The organism is Bradyrhizobium genosp. P, from assembly GCF_049949265.1.
Classification (GTDB): Bacteria; Pseudomonadota; Alphaproteobacteria; order Rhizobiales; family Xanthobacteraceae; genus Bradyrhizobium.
In genome coordinates this window covers 3,777,535-3,796,387 of the sequence record NZ_CP188195.1, presented here as the reverse complement: position 1 = coordinate 3,796,387, position 18,853 = coordinate 3,777,535, and the positions used below count along the sequence as shown (strand labels likewise).

The window sequence follows — 18,853 nt, the reverse complement described above, 5'->3', positions numbered from 1 at the left end:
CCGCCGGGCGCCTGAGTCCCATCATCGTAGCACCGCAGCAGCAAAGGTGGGCCGCAGCGGCTGCATGGCCGCACTATATTTCTGCGCCCATGCCGTCCATATATAGGACGGTGAAATCCAGCCGCCAATAGCGGCTGGCGTCGCCGGAACCAGGCATCTGCGCCCATGCTGAACGACATTTACAACAAGCGGATCATCGAGTTGGCTGGCAATATTCCGCGCCTCGGCAGACTTGCCGATCCCGATGCCAGCGCTACCGCCCACTCCAAACTGTGCGGCTCGACCGTCAAGATCGATCTCAAGATGGACGGGCCCGTGGTGACGGACTTCGCCCACGACGTGAAGGCCTGCGCGCTTGGCCAGGCCTCCTCCTCGATCATGGCGAGCCACGTCGTGGGCTCGACCACCGACGAGCTGCGCGAATTGCGCGAGACCGTCCGCAAGATGCTGAAGGAAAACGGCCAGCCCCCCCCCAAGGGCGGCAAATGGGCCGATATCGCGCTGCTCGAGCCGGTCCGCGATTACAAGGCGCGCCATGCCTCGACCATGCTGACCTTCGACGCCGTGGTCGATGCAATCGGCCAGATCGAAGCCAAGGCTAAACAGCCCGCTTAAGAATTTAGTTGAGCCTCACTGCGCGGGCTGAGCCGACACCGCTGCGCCACCGGTCGGAGCCAGAGCTTCGGCAGTCTTGGTCGCCTTCGCGGTCAGCCGTTGGGCTTCGCCGTCCATCGCGCTGCTGACGAAGCGATCCCTGGACTTCGCTTCCGCGACCGGGATGGCATTGTCCTGCCGCGGCAGCACGTCGGCGACGGCGTCGGTGGTGACCAGATTGGTCAGCCGCAATTCGGCGGGCGACAATTCGTGCAGCTCTTCCCACGGCGGCACACTGAGCGCCAACGACAGCAAGTCGCCGGCACCGCCCATCTCGAAGGTGTATTTGGCGAGACGGCCGATGTCGCGCTCGACGATCATCAGATCCTGCGCGTTGTAGCTTGCGGCCTTGGCATCATCGGCACGGTCGCCCATCCAGATCTGGTGAACGCGGACATGGGCGGCTTGCGGGACGTAGCGTGTTTGGCCCGACAGCAGCAGGAACACGCACATCGACTCGCAATAAGCATCCGGTACGACGCTCGCGCGCTCGCCCTGCGGCATCTGGCTGACGATGCTGGTGCCGACGGTCGTCAGCGCGCCAAGACCGCGGAAGCGGCGGCCAAGCGTGATCGCGTCATTGACCGAGCCACCGCTGGAGTCGAGCACGATGGTGGCGCCGTTGAGCTGACGGCCGCGTGCGAAATCGTCGAAATCCTTTGGGCTATCGGCGGTGATGATGCCGACCGCGGACACCCAGCCCCGGCAATTCGGCTGGCACGTGATCCAGCTGAACCTCATCGGCAGCTTGCGTTCTTCGAGGGTCGAGCTTGCATGCGCCGAAGTGCCCAGCGTCGTCACGGTGCCGGGAATTGCGATGCAAAGGCTGACGGCGCCGAGAAACGCCCAGCCGCGCAATGAAAGCGACTTCACAAGCCTCAATTTGGCTCCTTCCCCTCAGCCCCTAGTGCGAGCGGCGGCCCCATGTCTACGCGCCGTGATTCTGTCATTGCGCCGTCGTCGAAACGGTAACCGTGCTGACCCGACCCGTCCATAGGAGCCTGCTGCAGCGCCGCTCACGCAGCGCGTTAATTGCGAACTGTGGCGTAAATATCTGCAGCAGCACAGTTCCTTGGCTTGGAACCCCCGCAAGACTACGTACATAGTTGCAATATGCCGCCGACAGATCATTCATCGTCACAGAGATGCACGCACAGATGCATGGAGTGTGCCAGCATCACGCGCCGCCTGCCGCGTAATCTTGGCCGTGGCCTGATCTGGATCTACCGGCACACGCTGTCACCACTCGTCGGCTACAACTGCCGGCATCTGCCGACCTGTTCGCTCTACGGCGATGAGGCGATCGAGCGCTTCGGGCTGTGGGCCGGCGGATGGATGACGCTGGCGCGGCTCCTGCGCTGCCAGCCCTGGGGAACATCCGGCATCGACAACGTGCCGCCGGTTAAACCGCCGGGCGCGCGCTGGTACTTGCCGTGGCGATACGGCCGCTGGCGCGGCGTCAACGCGAATTGAGGAATTTGCCGATGCGCGGAACTGTGGCTGATCTGCCGCATTGTTTGTTGGCCCCGGTTGGGAGGAAACAACAATGCGCTGGAAAATCAGCCACCATGAGCACGATCCCCGGCAGATCGATCTGCTGGCCGTGGTTGCCTTGCTCATTCTGATCGTTGCCGCCTACGGCTACTTCGCCCACCGTCCCGAGACGCCAAGCACCACGGCGTTCATCGTACCGAGCCAGAACGTGCACTGGTGACGCGCCGAGCGTTGCTCGCGGATTAGCGCCAGAACCAGAAGCTGCCTGGCGGTGGTGGCGGCGGTGGACGCGGCCTGCGTGGTCGCGGCCTTGGCGGCGGCGGTGACGGCGGCTCTTCGGCTGACGACGTTGTCTCCGCCGTGCCCGTGCCGTCATCGGGCAGCCGCACCGACAGCAGCACATTGGACTCGTGGGTGCGCCAGCGATAGCCGATGCCGAAATCGATCGGCTGGGCGCGACGGAACAATTCGGCATAGGCCTCCTGATAGCGACTAGGAAACTTGTCGATCGGACCGAGATAATGGCCGAACGGGAAGAAGCGCCACTTCTTCGCACTGTAGTAGCCAAGCGGGATTCCGGAATCGTCCTGGATGACGGTGGCGCTGTTGGCGAGGATGAAGCTGCGCACGGTTGAGAAGTTGCCGGCGTACAGGAGGTAGGACGCGCTCTTGATCAGGCTGTTGCCGGGCGCAAGCGTCGCGCAGAACTTCAGGAAGCCGCTCGCCTTCACACCGGAGTTGGAGAGATCGGTCGAGAAGTAATACAGCGTCTTCTCGACGCCATCCGAGCCTGCAAACGTGATCCGCACACCGTGCACCGCGTTGCGCGCTGCTTCCTCTGCGCCGACGGTGAGCGCCCCGTTCGCGTCGAGTGTAACCGGCTTGACGTCGCGGACCGTCTTGCCCGAGCGTGCGAGGAATACATAGAGGATCGGCAAGGTGCCGCTGACCTCGCCGGCGTGCAGGTCGACCTTCATCTGCTTGGTGATGAAGAAGGAGAAGCTCAGGACCGATCCGAGCGAGCGTTCGACGTTGTAGAGCGCGGCACCGACGCCGCCGCGCGGCAGCCTGGTGAGATCGGGCACAGCGCCGGGCGGCTCCAGCGCGCTCAGCACATAGGTCGTCGCCTTGCCGTAGAACGCGTTGGCGTAGAGGAAATCCGGCCCTGAGAACATGTAGAACATGGTCGGCTTGGGCGCGGCAAGATTGGTGTCGGCCCAGGCGCGGATCTTCGACAATTGGCGCGCTTCGAGCCGGGCGAAGGCTCCGTCGAAGAATTTCGCATGCCGTTGCCAGGCGGGATCCCTGGTCAGCGGCAGCAGCGGCGAATCGGCCGACGGCTGCATGCCGGCAAGGAAACGCGCGGTGTCGTTGGGCGTCACGTCGGCGGCGCGCACCGGCATGACCGCCGCCACCAGCATCGCCGCCGTCAGCGCCAACGCTCTCACGGACCAGACCATCTTCATTCGTAACCCGGGCGTTCGGTCGCGGGATGATCGGGCCGCTTGCGGAAGATCGCGTAGATCACAAGGCCCGAGATCATGATCAAAATACCAAACGCAGACTGCAGCGGACGCTGCGTCAAGAGATAGTACATCATGAAGCCGGTCACGAGCAGGAAAACCACCGGCGTGATCGGGTATCCCCAGGCACGATAGGGCCGCGGCAAGTCGGGATGGGTGATGCGCAGCTTGATCACACCAGCCACGGCGAAGAACGAGCAGAACAACAGCGCGAACTGGATGAAATCGAGCACCGCCTCGAAGCTGCGGGTGAACAACATGAGGCTTGCGACCGCGAGCTGGAACAGGATCGCATAGGCCGGCGCGCCGCTGGTCCATCGCCGCGCGAACAGCTTCAGCGCCGGAATGTCCTCACCCATTGTCATCATCACGCGCGGGCCGATCCACATCATCGCGCTGATCGAGGAGATCAGCCCGACGCAGATCATCGCGCCGACGATGCGGCCGCCGAACTCGCCGAAGATATAGCTACCGGAAACGCGGGCGACGTCGAGTTGGCCGGCAAGCCTGTCGATCGGCGCGGAGTGCAGGAACACCGCATTGAGCGCGACATAAAGCACCAGCACGATCAGCGTGCCCGACAGCATCGCGCGCGGCAGGTTGCGCTCCGGCAGCCGCATCTCGCCGATGATATAGGTCGCAGCGTTCCAGCCCGAGAACGAATACATCACGAACACCAGGCTGATGGCGAACGGCGCGCTGAGCACTTGGGCGAGATCGGACGACGACGGCGCAAACGACACCGGCTGCGGGGTCGCGATCACGAAGCCCATCACCAGGAAGGCAACGATCAACACCACCTTCAGGATGGTCGCGATCAGCTGGAACGTCGAGGAATGCCTGACCCCGGTGAGTTGCACGATCGACACCAGCCACACCACGCCGATGGCAAGCGCGAGCGGCGGCGCGCCGGGCAGGATCGCTCGGCCGTACTCGCCGAACGCCATTGCCGCGAGCGCAACCGGTGCGGCGAAGCCGACGGTCGCCGACACCCAGCCGGCCAGAAACCCGAAGGCCGGATGATAGGTCTGGCCGAGGAAATTGTACTCGCCGCTCGAGCGCGGGAACATGGCGCCGAGTTCGCCATAGGAGAACACCCCGCACAGCGCGACGATACCGCCGACGGTCCACAACAGGAGGATGGAGAAGCCGGAAGGGATGTCCTTGACCTGGAAGCCGAGGCTGGTGAAGACGCCGACGCCGACCATGTCGGCCACAACGATCGCGGTCGCCGTCAGGACCGAAACGGTCGAGCCAGTGCCGGGGAGCGGGCCGCGCAACGCCGCGCTTCCCGTAGGTGATGCCGCCATTTCGACCGTACCTTCAGCCGCCGCACGCCGGAGCACCACCATGGTGCAGGCTCGCGCCGTGCAATTCAAGCAGCGTTAACAATGGTTTAAACTGGCACGATAAAAGGTTATATAATACCTCTGTCAGCGTCGCGGTTGTCTGGGGTGCGACCGGCCTACCAGAATGGGGGCGCCCCTCCCACAATCAAGACACGATTGAGTGGTCTCATAATGCCTTCCGGATGTGGGGAAACGCTCCGGGAGCTTAACGTGACCTAAACACCGACAAGCCAAGATACGTCGTTTGCCGGTGGGTGTGGGGCAAAGGGTGGATGGTCGGGGCACAGCCGATTTTCGACAGTGATGATCGTGTGGGCGGGGTGATGCCACCCTGCGCGACGCGGCATGCGCGGTCGTCTCGCCGGCGCGGCCACTGGATTGTAGCCGCCTGTATCCTGATCCCGCTGGCGCTGCCGCTCGCCCAATGCGGCAGGGCGCCGAACGCCGGCATGCTGGCGGCCAACTCCCAGGCGACCGGCGGCGATACGTTCGAGGATCGTTTTCCGGCACCGCAATTCAAGGATCGCTTCCCGACCGAGAAAGAGAGCCTTGCTCCGTACCAGCGGACCGCGGCCGCAGCACCAGCTCCGGCGCCGCCGAAAGCAGCACCCTCACCGGTCCGCGTCGCCTCGATCTCGCCGACCTTGACGCTGCCGCAGACGACCGAACGCGAGGGCCTGACCACGCTGGTCAGCATGAAATCCTCCGCCTTCCCGTATTTCGGCAACAACCCGCGCACCGACGCCCCCTTCCTCAATGTCGGCAGCGGCGACCGCCGCGGCCACCGCAGCTATGGCGGCCGGATCTTCTGGCAGAACGAAACCTACAATGACAGCCGCGTGCTGGTGCACGTGCCCGAGACCTTCGATGCCAGTAAGCCCGGTGTGATCGTGGTGTTCTTCCACGGCAACGGCGCGACGCTGGAACGCGACGTGCGCGACCGCCAGTTGGTCCCACAGCAGATCACCGATTCCGGCGCCAACGCCGTGCTCCTTGCCCCTCAACTCGCCGTCGATGCGGCCGACTCCAGCGCCGGCAAGTTCTGGCAACCGGGCGGCTTCAAGCGCTTCCTCGATGAGTCCGCGAGCCATCTCGCCCGTCTCTATGGCGATCCGAAATCGGCGCAAACGTTTGCCAACATGCCGGTCGTGATCGTTGGTTACAGCGGCGGCTTCCTGCCGACTGCCTGGAGCCTCGACGTCGGCGGTGCCACCGGTCGCGTCCGCGGCGTGCTGCTGCTCGACGCCGTCTATGGCGAACTCGACAAGTTCGCGTCGTGGATCGAGAACAACCGCACCGGTTTCTTCGTCAGCTCCTACACCCACTACACCCGGCCACGCGACCGCGAGTTGATGTCGATGCTTCGCGGCAAGGGTATCTCCGTGAGCGAGAGCATGGACGGGCCGCTGCGTCCCGGTAGCGTAGCGTTCGTGCAGACGCGCGACGGCATCACCCATCGCAGCTATGTGACGCAGGCCTGGACTGAATATCCGATCAAGGAAGTGCTGACCAAGATGGCGGCGACGCCGTCGCTGCGTGTGGCAAGCGTTTCAGCTCAAACGAGCCACTGACCGGGCGCGCCCCCGTCAAATTCCGGATCTTGGTTCCCATCGAATTGTGGTGTTGATGGGCGCGAGATTTGTGCCGCACAGGGTGGGGAAATTGCAGGAAGGTCTGTACAAGCTCAAATATCACACGGTCCATGGCACCGGTACCGGTGTTCTCTACGCGATCAATGGCAGGCTTCGCGGCGAACGGCGACATGGTCGACTTCGAGGGCGAGGCGCTGCAACTGCCCGGCGTGAACTTCAAGGCAATCCTGACGCGGATCACTGACTGAGTCACTCGGCTGTGATAGCGCGCGTAGTTCGACGCGGCCGCGTCGGCGGTTGCGCTCAGCGCGCGGGCGCGGCGCTTACGCTTGGCAACGCGGCAGCCGGCAACGGGCCCACGGGCTTCGCGACGGGCGTGGGCGCCGGGCACGACGCCAGAAGTTGCGTCCACGCCGGCTCAAGGCCGGCCGTAGCGATGTCGAATGTCGTGGGTCCGGCCTTGTCGTCGGACGTCGACGCGGTTTCGCCCACCTGCAGATGCCGGGCCGCCAACATCGCCTTGAAGGTGTCCGGCATCACCACATCGCTCCAGACCTGGTATTTCCCGATCCGCACCGGAAATCTCCCGAACGCCACCGACTTGTCGGCGCCGGCCATCATCACGACCGTCCTCTCGCCGGCGCTGCCCTCGTCGAGTTCCCGGACGAACATCAGCCGCGCGCGATCCTTGTTCTCGCAGAACAGACGCCATTCCAACGTCCGGAACGAAGCGTCGTTGTCCCGCTTCTCCAGCGCGATCTTGCGGATAATGGGCCGCTCCTCCTTCTCCAGCGTCCACGCCGTTTCGGGCAACGGCCGCGTATCGATCCCGAAACGATAGAGCTCGGATCGCGTCAGCACGTGATGGCTTTCGAACTTCACCGTCCGGATCAGATCGTTGAGCTCGCGGCTGATCCCCATCGCCGCAACGAAGGCCACGCGGTCCCGATCCGCTGTCACCATTTCGCGCCGCCTGTAGTCTGCGACCGCCTGCGGCGGCGGATGTCCGTGGACCACGAATGTCAGCTTCGAGTTATGCACCGCCATCGCCGCGTCGGGCGCCACCTCGCGTGACGCCGCCCCGAGAAACAGGTAGCCGCACGCCGAATTGCACATCGCGTTGCGGGTGGTGAGATCGGCCTCGACCTCGCCGGTTGCGTTCTTGACCTTCAGGCACGCGGCGTCGACCTGCGTGCCCGCGGCGCACGCCGTCGCGGTCGTCCGGCCGATCCGGGCAATCGCCTTGCGACTGCGCAGCAACCGCCCGATGGCGAAGGACTGCTCCACATTGCCGCCGGGCGAATGAAGGTAGATCGGCCGCTGCGTGTCCTTGACGCCGGTGAGGAAGCGGCGGATGCGGGCCGCCGCATCCCGGTCAATCTCGCCTTCGATGGCGATCCAGCGATCGCAACCAGGCCCGCAGGAATCCGGTGCTCCCTTGGCGAGATAGATCGTCAGCCTCGGCGCAAATCCGGCTTTCTCGACCGGCGTTTCTTCGGCGCACAATGCGCCCGGGATCGACAGCGAAGCCACGAGAAACAAGATGCGGGCAAGCATGAAATGACGGGACCACGAGATGCGGAAAATGTCCTCCGACGTTAGACGATGACCCGCGGGGTCGCAACGTTCGGTGGCGTACCGGGGCAGCGGTCGTTCCGCAACTCCCGGCGCCGGTTTTCTTGATATTGCCAGCTTGTTCTGCCCGAATCCCCTGCTATACCGCTGCTTCCGCTTACCTGCGCTCGTTCGCAGGAGTGAGCCATAGGAGACACCAATGACGGACACGCCCAAATCCGAATCCGGATTCCAGTACAGCCTCTCAAACCTCAGACCGGCCGAACCCCTGCACAAGATCGCGATCACCTTCCCCGATGGGGCGAAGCGAGAATTTCCCAAAGGCACCACCGGCCTCGATATCGCGAAGGGCATCTCGCCTTCGCTCGCCAAGCGCACCGTGGCGATGGCACTCAACGGCTCACTCAGCGATCTCAACGACCCGATCGAAGCGGATGCGCGGATCGACTTCGTCGCGCGCGACGATGCCCGCGCGCTGGAGCTGATCCGGCACGATGCCGCACATGTGCTGGCCGAAGCCGTGCAGTCGCTGTGGCCGGGCACCCAGGTCACGATCGGCCCGGTAATCGAGAACGGTTTCTATTACGACTTCTTCCGCAACGAGCCGTTCACGCCGGAAGATTTCGCCGCGATCGAGAAGCGGATGCGCGAGATCATTGCGCGCGACAAGCCGTTCACCAGGGAAGTCTGGGATCGCGAAAAGACCAAACAGGTGTTCCGCGACAAGGGCGAGGCCTTCAAGGTCGAGCTGGTCGACGCCATTCCCGGCAACGAGCCGATCAAGATCTATTTCCAGGGCGACTGGTTCGATCTGTGCCGCGGCCCGCACATGACCTCGACCGGCAAGATCGGCAACGCCTTCAAACTAATGAAGGTCGCGGGCGCCTACTGGCGTGGCGATTCCAACAATCCGATGCTGACCCGCATTTACGGCACGGCCTTCGCCAAGCAGGAAGACCTCGATGCTTATCTGAAACAGATCGAGGAGGCCGAGAAGCGCGACCACCGCAAGCTCGGCCGCGAGCTCGACCTGTTCCACTTCCAGGAGGAAGGCCCGGGCGTGGTGTTCTGGCACCCGAAGGGCTGGACCATCTTCCAGCAGCTGATCGCCTATATGCGGCGTCGGCTGGCCGAGGACTACAACGAGGTCAACGCGCCGCAGATCCTCGACAAGTCGTTGTGGGAGACCTCGGGGCACTGGGACTGGTATCGCGAGAACATGTTCGCGGCGCAGTCGGCCGGCGACGAGGCCGAGGACAAGCGCTGGTTTGCGCTGAAGCCAATGAACTGCCCGGGACACGTGCAGATCTTCAAGCACGGCCTGAAGAGCTACCGTGACCTGCCGTTGCGGCTCGCCGAATTCGGCGTCGTGCACCGCTACGAGCCGTCGGGCGCGATGCACGGGCTGATGCGTGTGCGCGGCTTTACCCAGGACGACGCGCATGTGTTCTGCACCGAAGCGCAACTCGCCGACGAGTGCCTGAAGATCAACGACCTGATCCTGTCGACCTACGCGGATTTCGGCTTCGATGGCGAGCTCACGGTCAAGCTCTCGACCCGCCCTGAAAAACGCGTCGGCACCGACGAGATGTGGGATCACGCCGAGCGCGTGATGGCGACCGTGCTCTCGGAGATCAAGGCCAAGGGCAGCAATCGCATCAAGACCGAGATCAATCCGGGCGAAGGAGCGTTCTACGGGCCGAAGTTCGAATATGTGCTGCGCGACGCCATCGGCCGCGACTGGCAATGCGGCACGACCCAGGTCGACTTCAACCTGCCCGAACGATTCGGCGCGTTCTATATCGATCACGACGGCGGCAAGAAGGTGCCCGTCATGGTGCATCGCGCGATCTGCGGCTCGATGGAGCGCTTCATCGGCATCCTGATCGAGCATTACGCCGGCAACTTCCCGCTCTGGCTCGCGCCGACGCAGCTCGTGGTCACCACCATCACTTCCGAGGGCGACGAATACGCCAAGGTGGTGGCGGCAGCGGCACGCCGCGCCGGCCTGCGCGTCGAGATCGACCTGCGCAACGAGAAGATCAACTACAAGGTCCGCGAGCATTCGCTGGCCAAGATTCCGGCGCTGCTCGTCGTCGGCAAGAAGGAGGCCGAGACGCATTCCGTGTCGGTCCGCCGCCTCGGCAGCGAACGGCAGACCGTCATGCCGACCGATGAGGCCATCGCAGCCCTGGTCGATGAAGCGACCCCGCCGGATGTGAAGCGGGCACGCGCGGTGGCCTGATCTTCACAATCGGTCTAAACAGGCTTTCGCAGGCCCGGCCGTGTCCCTATCTCGGGGGCACGGCTATCACCTCCAAGGACATTTCCGTGCCCGATGCGATTGAACTTCTGAAGACCCGCCGCTCGATGAAACCGCGCGAGATGACCGGGCCCGGCCCCTCGCCCACCGAGCTCGAAACCATCCTCACCATCGGCGCGCGTGTGCCCGACCACGGCAAGCTCGCCCCCTGGCGTTTCATCGTGTTCGAAGGCGATGCCCGTGCCCGCGCCGGCGACGTGATCGCGAAGGTCTTCGCCAGGAAGAACCCTGGCGCGTCGGCATCCGACATCGAGGTCGAGAAGAAGCGTCTCACCGATGCGCCGCTGGTGATCGGCCTGGTCAGCTTCACCAAGCCGCATCCGAAAGTGCCGCCCTGGGAGCAGGAGCTGTCCGCAGGCGCAAGCGCGATGAACCTCGTGACCGCGGCAACCGCGCTCGGCTACGGCGCCTGCTGGCTCACCGGCTGGTACGTCTCCGACCGCGATGTGCTCGACGGTCTCGGCCTGAAGGCGGACGAAAAGCTCGTCGGCCTGATCCATGTCGGCACGCCGACCAAGCCGAGCGAGGATCGTCCGCGCCCGTCCCTGTCGGATATCGTGACGCGGTTCTGAGATTTGTCGTTGCCGGGCTTGACTCGGCAATCCATCAACCAAAGCGCTTCTCGAAGAGCGATGGATGCCCGGGTCGAGCCCGGGCATGACGAGCACAGGGACGGCTACGCCGCCCTCGACGCCCGATCGGCAAATCCCGCCAGCAGCGCTTCGATCTCGCGCGCGGGCCTGGCAGCGCTGAACAGGAAGCCTTGCACCTCGTTGCAGCCTTCGGCGCGCAGCCAATCGAGCTGGTCGACGGTTTCGACCCCTTCCGCCGTCGTGGTGATGTTGAGGCTGCGGCCAAGGCCGGAGATCGCGCGCACGATCGCAAGGCAATCGGAGCGCCGCGCCAGGTCCTTGACGAAGGACCGGTCGATCTTGATCTTGTCGAATGGGAAGCTGCGCAGGTAGCTCAGGCTGGAATAGCCGGTGCCGAAATCGTCCATCGAGATGCTGACGCCAAGCTCGCGCAGCTGATGCAGGATCGCGAGGTTGGCCTCGGTCTCCGCCAGGAACACCGACTCGGTGATCTCGAGTTCGAGCCGTCGCGGCGACAGGCCGGAATGCGCCAGCGCCAAGATCACGGCCTGCACCAGGTTGCGGCTGCGGAACTGCACCGGCGACAGATTGACGGCGACCTTGACATTCGCGGGCCATTTCACCGCTTCCGAACAGGCTTCGCGCAACACCCATTCGCCGAGCGCGACGATCAAGCCGATGTCTTCGGCAACCGGAATGAACTCCGCGGGCGAGACCATGCCCTTCTGCGGATGGTGCCATCGCAGCAGCGACTCGAAGCCGCTGATGCGATCCGCCGCGATATCGACCAGCGGCTGGTAGTACAGTTCGAACTCGCCATTGGCGAACGCTGCACGCAAGTCGCGCTCCATGTCGCGGCGCTTCTGCGCCTGCTGATCCATCTCGGGTTCGAAGAAATGATGCACGCCGCCGCCCTCGGACTTGGCGCGGTACAGCGCCATGTCGGCGTTGCGCATCAATTCCTCCGTCGTCGTGCCGTCACTCGGCGACAGCGCGATGCCGACGCTGGCGCCGACCACGACTTCGAGCCCGTCGATGTCATACGGCGCGCTCAGGACAGCGATAAGCTGCTCGGCAAAGGCGCTCGCTTCGTTCGGCGAAACGTCGGCGGCCAGCACGATCGCGAACTCGTCGCCACCGAGGCGAGCCGCCAGATTGTCGCCGCCTGCAGCCGATCCCAGCCGCTCCGCCACCAGCTTGAGCAGCCGGTCGCCCATCGGATGACCGAAGGAATCGTTGACGTTCTTGAACAGGTCGAGGTCGACGCACATCACCGCGACGCGCTTGTTGCCGGACCGGCTGCGTTCCAGCGCCTCGCGCAGGCGCTGCTGGTAGAAGTCGCGGTTCGGCAGGTTGGTGAGCCCGTCATGGTGCGCCATGTGGGCGATCCGCGCTTCGGCGGCACGGCGCTCCGTGATGTCGACCACGGCGACCAGGTAGCCGTCACGGCCATCGAACGCCACCTTGCGCCCGAATGTCAGCACATGGATCTCGCTGCCATCGGCCTTGACGTGCCGCCAGTCGCGACTGGATTGATAAACGTCGCCCAGCTCGCGCAACGCCTCGCCGTGCATGGCCCATTCGTCCTGCGGCCAGATCTCGCGCAGCGTCATGCCGAGGAATTCTTCGCGGGCATACCCATAGTGCTGAATCGCGGCGTCGTTGACGCTCAGGAATTCCATCGTGCCGGCATCGAACACCCACATCGGCATCGGGTTGTTCTCGAACAGCAGGCGGAATGAATCCTCGCGCCGCTTCATCGCCGTGACGTCGGAGACCGTCAGCGACAGCATGTCGCCGAAGGCCGTGACGCCGAGCCGAAGCCAGCGATCACCGCTGTCGATTTCGAATTGCCCGCCGCCGCCTCGTCTGACGAACTCGCGCAGCCGGCCGGTCACCTCGGGCGCGGCAAGCAGGTTGCCGCCGGCGTCGAGCCGACGCCACAGCAAATCGGTCGCGGGCTGCATCAAGAGCCTCGCGGCACCCTGGTTGAGATGCACGATCTGGAAGTCGGATGGCTCGCCGCGCGCATCGCGGATCGCCGCAAGCGACAAGACGCCTTCGTCGGTGGCGGAGAAAATCGTATCCAGCAGATTATACTGCGTATCGCGTTCGTTGACGTAGACGCCGACCAGGGTGCCGCCCCAGCGCGATCGTGTCGGCAACGCCAGCACGTCGTAGGTCCGCACCAGGCCGTCGCGCACGCAATGCGCCGACGCGAGATAGGGACGGCTGTTCTGACGCGCGCTCGCCGCGGCCTCTCCGAGCGCGGTCGCGCAATCCGGCGGCAGCGCGCTGAGCGGGATATCCCAGCGCTCGTCGTTCAGCCATGTCTGGATGTAGCGGCCGGTATGGGAGACGCGCAGCGCGCCATCGTCATCGCGCAGGAGCGCGATGTGATCCGCAAGCCGGCCAAGGCTGCCCAGCATCACGTCTTCATAGCGCGGCAGCTTCTCGCCCGGGCTGACGGCCGCCTGCCACTTGCGCTGCAGGACCGCCACATCCGCGAACATCTCGCTGCTGAATTTGGCTGACGCCTTTTCCGATTTCTTGTTGGCCACGGCCACGGTACGCCCCGTTCACGCAAACGCTTGTCCCCGCAGCATCCAAGCCAACCCGGGCTTAACGTCGTGTAAAAAATGGAGAAACCGCGTGGCGTCGTGGCGATTATGACAGCTCAAAGTCGCGCGATGGTTAGCCGGCCTTAGAGACTATGACAGTTGCATGAAATGCGGCCACGCCTGACGGTCAACGCGCGATGACCTCGACCTCGCCGTCGACGCCGTTGACGACGTTGAACGGGCGCTCGAACACCTTGCCCTCGTTCTTGGCGATCGCGCGGTATTCGCCTTCTGAGAGCACGACGCGCGGGAACGCGCCGATCGATTCCTTGATGACGTCCCCGCCCGGCGTGATCACCGACCAAGCGGTGTTGGCGAGAGCCTCGCCGCCCTTGTCGCTGACCAGCTTGAGCGTGATGACGGCCGCGCGATGGGTGACGATGACGTCGGTCAGCTTGCCGGCCTGGACGCGGATGTCCGAGCGCACCACCGAGTTGGCGTCACCATAGTTGGAGACGATGTAGTAGGTGCCCTCCGGCAGCAGCGCGACATCGCCGGCGGCGACGTTTGGCACCAGCGCACCGCGATCCGAGCCGTCGAACTGGCTGCCCTTGTAGATCGCGAACGCGATCTGGTTCGCGGGAATCTTGCTGGTGCCGACCCGGCCCTCGATCCGCAGGCCGCCGGCCGGCAGGACGAAGGACTCGCGGTCGGTTTCCGATTTCAAATTGACCGCCCGCACCGCGCTGACGAGGCCGAGCGCGACGTGGACGACATAACTGCCGGGCGGCAGCACGATGTTGGGCGTCGCCCCGCGCTCCTCGCGGACCATCTTGAACGTGCCGGTACCATCAGGCTTGTCGGCGAACACCCGCCATACCAACCCGCTGTTAATGACGGGCAGGTCCTTGCCGTACCGCGCCGTCAGCGAGAGCACCGCCTGACCCGCGGTCGAAGCGCCCGGCGGCGGCACCACCGGTGGAACAGTCGCGATCGATGGCTGGACGATGGTCGGCTGGGTCAACGGCCCCGGCAGGACCGGGCCTGACCCCGATCCGGAGGGTGGCGCCAGATTGAGCGCCGGACCGGACGGTACGTCGGGTACCGAGGCCGGCGGCACTGGCGGCGGTCGATCGCCGAACCATTGGGCCGAGACGGGTCCAGGAAACAGCGAGGCAGCGATTGCCGCAAGCATCAACAGCGGGAGTAGCCGTCTGCCCCGCCCGCATCCGCCGATGCCATTGCCCCTTAAAGTCATCGCCATGCTTTTCAACGAAAACGCGGCAAATTCAAGCCTTCCCGGCGCTCAAGAGGGGCACTGCCCCATTGGAACCCGGCGGTTCCAGCCGACGTTAGTCCGAGCGTCGCGGTCAAGTCACAATCTCCACCTACGGCGATCCAGCCGGGCATAAACCATGCATATATACCATGGATAATGACGATTCTGGCGGAGCCGAGCTACGGGGTCTAGTCTCCCGCCCCGAAGGAGATGCTGTCGTGTTGGATAGTTGGATGGGCCGAGGCCATAGGGGCTCTGACGGACCCAACAAGATAGGGTTGGGAACGGTTCGCCGTCCCGTGATTGGGCTTGCCCTTGGCGGCGGGGCCGCACGCGGCTTTGCCCATATCGGCATCATCAAGGCCCTGCTTGCCCATGGCATCGTCCCCAGCGTCGTGGTCGGCACCTCGATCGGCGGCGTCGTCGGCGGCGCCTATGCGACCGGCCATATCGACAAGCTGGAGCAATGGGCGCGCAGCCTGCAGCCGCGCAGCGTCCTCGGCTATCTCGATATCCGCCTCTCAGGCTCCGGCCTGATCGGCGGCACCAAGCTCGCCGCCGAGCTCGAGTTGGCGATGGGGCAGTCCTTGATCGAGGATCTCGCCGTCAAATTCGCCACCGTCGCGACGGAAGTGCGGACTGGCCACGAGATCTGGCTGACCCACGGCCGCGTGGTCGACGCCCTGCGCGCGTCCTACGCCCTGCCCGGCATCTTCGCACCTGTCCTGATCGGCGACCGCTGGCTGGTCGACGGCGCGCTGGTCAACCCCGTGCCGGTGTCAGCCGCCCGCGCGCTCGGCGCCGAGATCGTGATTGCGGCCAACCTCTCCAGCGACGTGTTCGCGCACTCGACCACGATCTACAATCACGGCCAGCCAGCCACACCCGAGGTGACGGTCGCGGTGACGGACGAGCCCTCGCTCGACCCCGAACCTCCGAAGCGCCGCTTCAGCCGCTTCTTCTCGGCCGAACGCACCGTGAAGCGGGAGTTCTTCGGTAGCGCCGCGCGGCCGGGCATCTCGAGCGTCATGGTGGACGCTTTCAACATCATGCAAGACCGCATCACCCGCGCGCGCCTGGCCGGAGACCCGCCCGATCTGCTGATCTCGCCACGCGTCGGCCAGATCGGCTGGTTCGATTTCCACCGCGCCGACGATCTGATCGCGCACGGCATACGCGCAGCCGAACGCGCCATCGACTCGATCCAGGAGGCGGTCGACATCCTGGTGTCGCCGCCGACCGGTAACGGCGCGACGGACAAGTAGCGCTCAGGCCGTCTTGATATAGTCGCGCAGCGCTTCCTGCTCGTGCTCGTATTCCTGCACGCGGCGCTTGACGATGTCGCCGATCGAGATCAACCCGACCACCTTGCTGTCCTCGACGACGGGCAGATGGCGGAACTTGCCCGTCGTCATCATCTCCATGATCGCACTGACCGTGTCAGACTGGCGGCAACTGACGACCTTCTTCGTCATCACCGCGCTCACCGGCTCATCCAGCGCGCCGGCGCCGCGCTCGCCGAGCACGCGCACGATGTCGCGCTCGGACAAGATGCCTTCAATCCGGCCCTGATCCATCACCAGCACCGCGCCAATCCTGCGCTCGCCGAGCAGCTTGACCGCAACCGAGAGCTTCGCGCCCGGCTCGACGCTCATGATCTGATGGCCCTTTGCATCGAGAATGGAACGTACCGTCATTGTCGCCTCCCTGAATCCGTTCGCGTCCCCTTGAGCGGGGATCGAGCCTGTTCGTTGAGTGTTCAATCAACAGTTCCGCGCCGATTTCGGTTCCGGGGCGCGGTCAATGGCACGGCCGTATTTTGTCAGCCGGCCCGCCTTGGGTTGTGAAGATGATGAAGGAATCCGACCCGCGCCGCAAGCGGCGATCAGACGCGGCCGGATTGGTCGACCGACGACGCATCTGCAGCATCATCATTTCGCGCATGCGGTATCGGATCGAACAGCGAGAACAGCAGCAACCCCGCGAGAAAGCCACCGATATGGGCCTGCCAAGCGACGCTCACACCGGCGGCGCCGATCGCAAGCGAGCCCACGCCGAACACGATGTTGACGGCGAACCAGATCGCCAGGAATCCGAGCACGCGCCCGTCGCGCAGCGCGCGCGACAACGGCAGGGCCGGCACCTTGGCTGCAGCCTCGGCGTCGCCCCGGTTGAACGAGAGAAAGCTGCCCTTCACGAAGGCAAAGCGGATCGCCGCCGCCATCGTCCCGGACACCGACGCCGATGCACCGATCATCGCGGCAATCGCGTGCTCGTGGGTCAACAGATGCGCGAGTGCGCCGGCGGCGGCCGTCACGGCCATGAAGACGAAGAATCTGATAGCGCCGAAGCGCCGTGCCAGTGCGCTGCCGAACGGCAACAGCCACAGCACGTTGAAGCCGATATGGGTGAGATTGGCGTGCAGCAGCGAATAGGTGACGAAGGTCCAGACCTTGGCGCCGGCCCCGCCCGGAAACGTAACATCGAGCAGCGTCGAATCGTAACGCTTGGGGATGAAGCCGAAGACGTCGGTGGTCCAGTCTTCCATCTCCGGCGGCAGCAATACCCGCAGATGGATCACCGCGATCAGAACGATGTAGGCGGTGAGCGCCGGCGGCAGCGTCAGGATCGGCTCGCGCGGCGCCTCCGGCGGCGGCGCGAGCGGGGATTCGGGTGGAGAGTCCAAGGGGTCGATGACCTCGAATGCGGCGGTTGAGCCTCAGATAGGCGGCTTTGGCGGCACTGTGCAAGTGCACACCCCCGAAATCAGTCCCCACCCTGGACAGTGACCTCGGCGAAAGAAAAGGGAGGGCGCTGAGAACGCCCTCCCTCATTCGGTTGATCTTCTCGCGCCCCAGAAGGATCGGGAGTGCATCCCCACCCCTCCCCGCGCGACGACCAAACTGTTTGACGCCACCTGCATACGTAAGCCGCCGGCCCTTGGAGACAACCGGCGCAAACGGGAATGGCGGGACCCTACGCGGGCCTGCCGCCGGCGCCAAGCGTATAGTTAAATTTACGTTAACGACGTAAAGACGTCGATAAGCCGCCCAAAACGCGGCCCCGGCATGGACGCTGCAAAGCCTTCCCTGCACAACAGAGAAGGGAAGGCGCGTGCACGAAACCGGGACAGATGTGTCCCGCTGAGACAGGCGCCGGGCAAGGTTCTTCGAATGAAACATAAGTCCAGCCGCGAGTTTTTCGCTTATTGGAATGCGAAACGCGGCAATGCGCGCGCACCTGACCGAAGCGAGTTCGAGCCGTCCGCGGTGCGTGAGCTCCTGGCTGACATTTTCGTGCTCTCCTATGACGGCGAGGCAGGCTATCCCTTCCGGGTCGCCGGCACCCGTACCAGCGCCCTGCTCGGTTGCGACCTCAAGCACCGGAGTTTCTCGGCGCTGTTCGCCGGCGAGAGCCGCGGCGAGATCGAGGACATCATCACCTGCGTCGCCGAGGAGACGCTGCCTGCGATCGCGGGCATCACGGCCACCACCGAGACCGGCGAGCGCGCGCATCTCGAATTGCTGCTGCTGCCCTTCACCGCCCGCGTCCATGTGCCCGCGAGCCTCACCGGGCTGCTTGCCCCTTTCGAGGACAACGCCGCGAAGCTGAGCGATCTGGTGCTGACATCGTGGCGCTATCTGCACCCGCCGGAGAGATTTGTGCCGCGTGCACTGCGAAAGCTCGCGATCGCGCGCGGCCTGATGGTGTACGAGGGCCTACGCTAGCGGCAGACACTTCACCTTGCTCAGGGTCGCCACCTGCACATGCGCATATGTGATAGCCTGCCTCCGCGGGGGGGCGCACTGCCAAAATATCGAAAACAACCCCATGCAAAGTAGCGGGCGGCTGCCGGCGTTCGACACGACAACTTGACACGTCGGGCAAATCAGCAGCACAATTCCATTAT

Annotated in this window: 16 protein-coding genes; 8 read left to right on the top strand and 8 right to left on the bottom strand. The window is 64.5% G+C overall.

Going from position 1 to position 18,853, the window contains the following annotated elements; genetic code table 11:
• The first annotated feature begins 165 nt into the window (after positions 1-165).
• Complete coding sequence (locus tag ACP2YO_RS18410) at positions 166-615, top strand: iron-sulfur cluster assembly scaffold protein (protein WP_426442110.1); 450 nt, start codon at positions 166-168, stop codon at positions 613-615.
• Between the two features lie 15 nt (positions 616-630).
• Here ACP2YO_RS18410 and ACP2YO_RS18405 read toward each other — a convergent pair whose 3' ends face one another.
• Complete coding sequence (locus tag ACP2YO_RS18405) at positions 631-1,536, bottom strand: hypothetical protein (protein WP_426442109.1); 906 nt, start codon at positions 1,534-1,536, stop codon at positions 631-633.
• 279 nt (positions 1,537-1,815) lie between these two features.
• On the opposite strand from ACP2YO_RS18405, the gene yidD reads away from it, so the two are divergent.
• Entirely contained in the window at positions 1,816-2,127 is a 312-nt protein-coding gene (yidD, locus tag ACP2YO_RS18400) for a membrane protein insertion efficiency factor YidD (RefSeq protein WP_426442108.1), read from the top strand.
• Positions 2,128-2,200: 73 nt separating this feature from the next.
• Positions 2,201-2,368 (top strand): hypothetical protein, encoded by a 168-nt coding sequence (locus ACP2YO_RS18395; RefSeq protein ID WP_426442107.1) that lies wholly within the window; start codon positions 2,201-2,203, stop codon positions 2,366-2,368.
• 22 nt (positions 2,369-2,390) lie between these two features.
• Here the strand turns inward: ACP2YO_RS18395 and ACP2YO_RS18390 are convergent, their stop codons facing one another.
• Together ACP2YO_RS18390 and ACP2YO_RS18385 are read right to left on the bottom strand one after the other, a co-directional pair.
• Entirely contained in the window at positions 2,391-3,608 is a 1,218-nt protein-coding gene (locus ACP2YO_RS18390) for a hypothetical protein (RefSeq protein WP_426443238.1), read from the bottom strand.
• A 2-nt stretch (positions 3,609-3,610) separates the two neighbouring features.
• Entirely contained in the window at positions 3,611-4,981 is a 1,371-nt protein-coding gene (locus tag ACP2YO_RS18385) for an APC family permease (protein ID WP_426443237.1), read from the bottom strand.
• Positions 4,982-5,343: 362 nt separating this feature from the next.
• Here ACP2YO_RS18385 and ACP2YO_RS18380 point away from each other — a divergent pair, with 362 nt between their 5' ends.
• Positions 5,344-6,591, top strand: coding sequence for an alpha/beta hydrolase (locus tag ACP2YO_RS18380; RefSeq protein ID WP_426442106.1), 1,248 nt, complete (start codon positions 5,344-5,346; stop codon positions 6,589-6,591).
• A gap of 324 nt (positions 6,592-6,915) precedes the next feature.
• Here the strand turns inward: ACP2YO_RS18380 and ACP2YO_RS18375 are convergent, their stop codons facing one another.
• Positions 6,916-8,169, bottom strand: a complete 1,254-nt coding sequence (locus ACP2YO_RS18375; protein WP_426442105.1) for a hypothetical protein — start codon at positions 8,167-8,169, stop codon at positions 6,916-6,918.
• A gap of 217 nt (positions 8,170-8,386) precedes the next feature.
• On the opposite strand from ACP2YO_RS18375, the gene thrS reads away from it, so the two are divergent.
• Together thrS and ACP2YO_RS18365 are read left to right on the top strand one after the other, a co-directional pair.
• Positions 8,387-10,432 carry a threonine--tRNA ligase gene (gene thrS, locus ACP2YO_RS18370; RefSeq protein ID WP_426442104.1) on the top strand — a complete coding sequence of 682 codons (2,046 nt, stop codon included), beginning with the start codon at positions 8,387-8,389 and terminating at the stop codon, positions 10,430-10,432.
• Positions 10,433-10,518: 86 nt separating this feature from the next.
• Entirely contained in the window at positions 10,519-11,082 is a 564-nt protein-coding gene (locus ACP2YO_RS18365) for a nitroreductase family protein (RefSeq protein ID WP_426442103.1), read from the top strand.
• Positions 11,083-11,186: 104 nt separating this feature from the next.
• Here ACP2YO_RS18365 and ACP2YO_RS18360 read toward each other — a convergent pair whose 3' ends face one another.
• A complete protein-coding gene (locus ACP2YO_RS18360) occupies positions 11,187-13,616 on the bottom strand; it encodes a putative bifunctional diguanylate cyclase/phosphodiesterase (protein ID WP_426443236.1) in 2,430 nt (809 codons plus the stop codon).
• Between the two features lie 235 nt (positions 13,617-13,851).
• The gene (locus ACP2YO_RS18355; RefSeq protein WP_426443235.1) at positions 13,852-14,922 is read right to left on the bottom strand and encodes a hypothetical protein; all 1,071 of its coding nucleotides are present in this window, start codon (positions 14,920-14,922) and stop codon (positions 13,852-13,854) included.
• Between the two features lie 239 nt (positions 14,923-15,161).
• Here ACP2YO_RS18355 and ACP2YO_RS18350 point away from each other — a divergent pair, with 239 nt between their 5' ends.
• Positions 15,162-16,208 carry a patatin-like phospholipase family protein gene (locus ACP2YO_RS18350; protein WP_426442102.1) on the top strand — a complete coding sequence of 349 codons (1,047 nt, stop codon included), beginning with the start codon at positions 15,162-15,164 and terminating at the stop codon, positions 16,206-16,208.
• A gap of 3 nt (positions 16,209-16,211) precedes the next feature.
• On the opposite strand, the gene ACP2YO_RS18345 is transcribed toward ACP2YO_RS18350, so the two are convergent.
• Together ACP2YO_RS18345 and ACP2YO_RS18340 are read right to left on the bottom strand one after the other, a co-directional pair.
• Complete coding sequence (locus ACP2YO_RS18345) at positions 16,212-16,640, bottom strand: CBS domain-containing protein (protein WP_426442101.1); 429 nt, start codon at positions 16,638-16,640, stop codon at positions 16,212-16,214.
• 188 nt (positions 16,641-16,828) lie between these two features.
• Positions 16,829-17,629 (bottom strand): rhomboid family intramembrane serine protease, encoded by an 801-nt coding sequence (locus ACP2YO_RS18340; RefSeq protein ID WP_426442100.1) that lies wholly within the window; start codon positions 17,627-17,629, stop codon positions 16,829-16,831.
• A 487-nt stretch (positions 17,630-18,116) separates the two neighbouring features.
• Between ACP2YO_RS18340 and ACP2YO_RS18335 the strand changes: the two genes are divergently transcribed.
• Positions 18,117-18,671, top strand: coding sequence for a PAS domain-containing protein (locus tag ACP2YO_RS18335; protein ID WP_426442099.1), 555 nt, complete (start codon positions 18,117-18,119; stop codon positions 18,669-18,671).
• Positions 18,672-18,853: the final 182 nt, after the last annotated feature.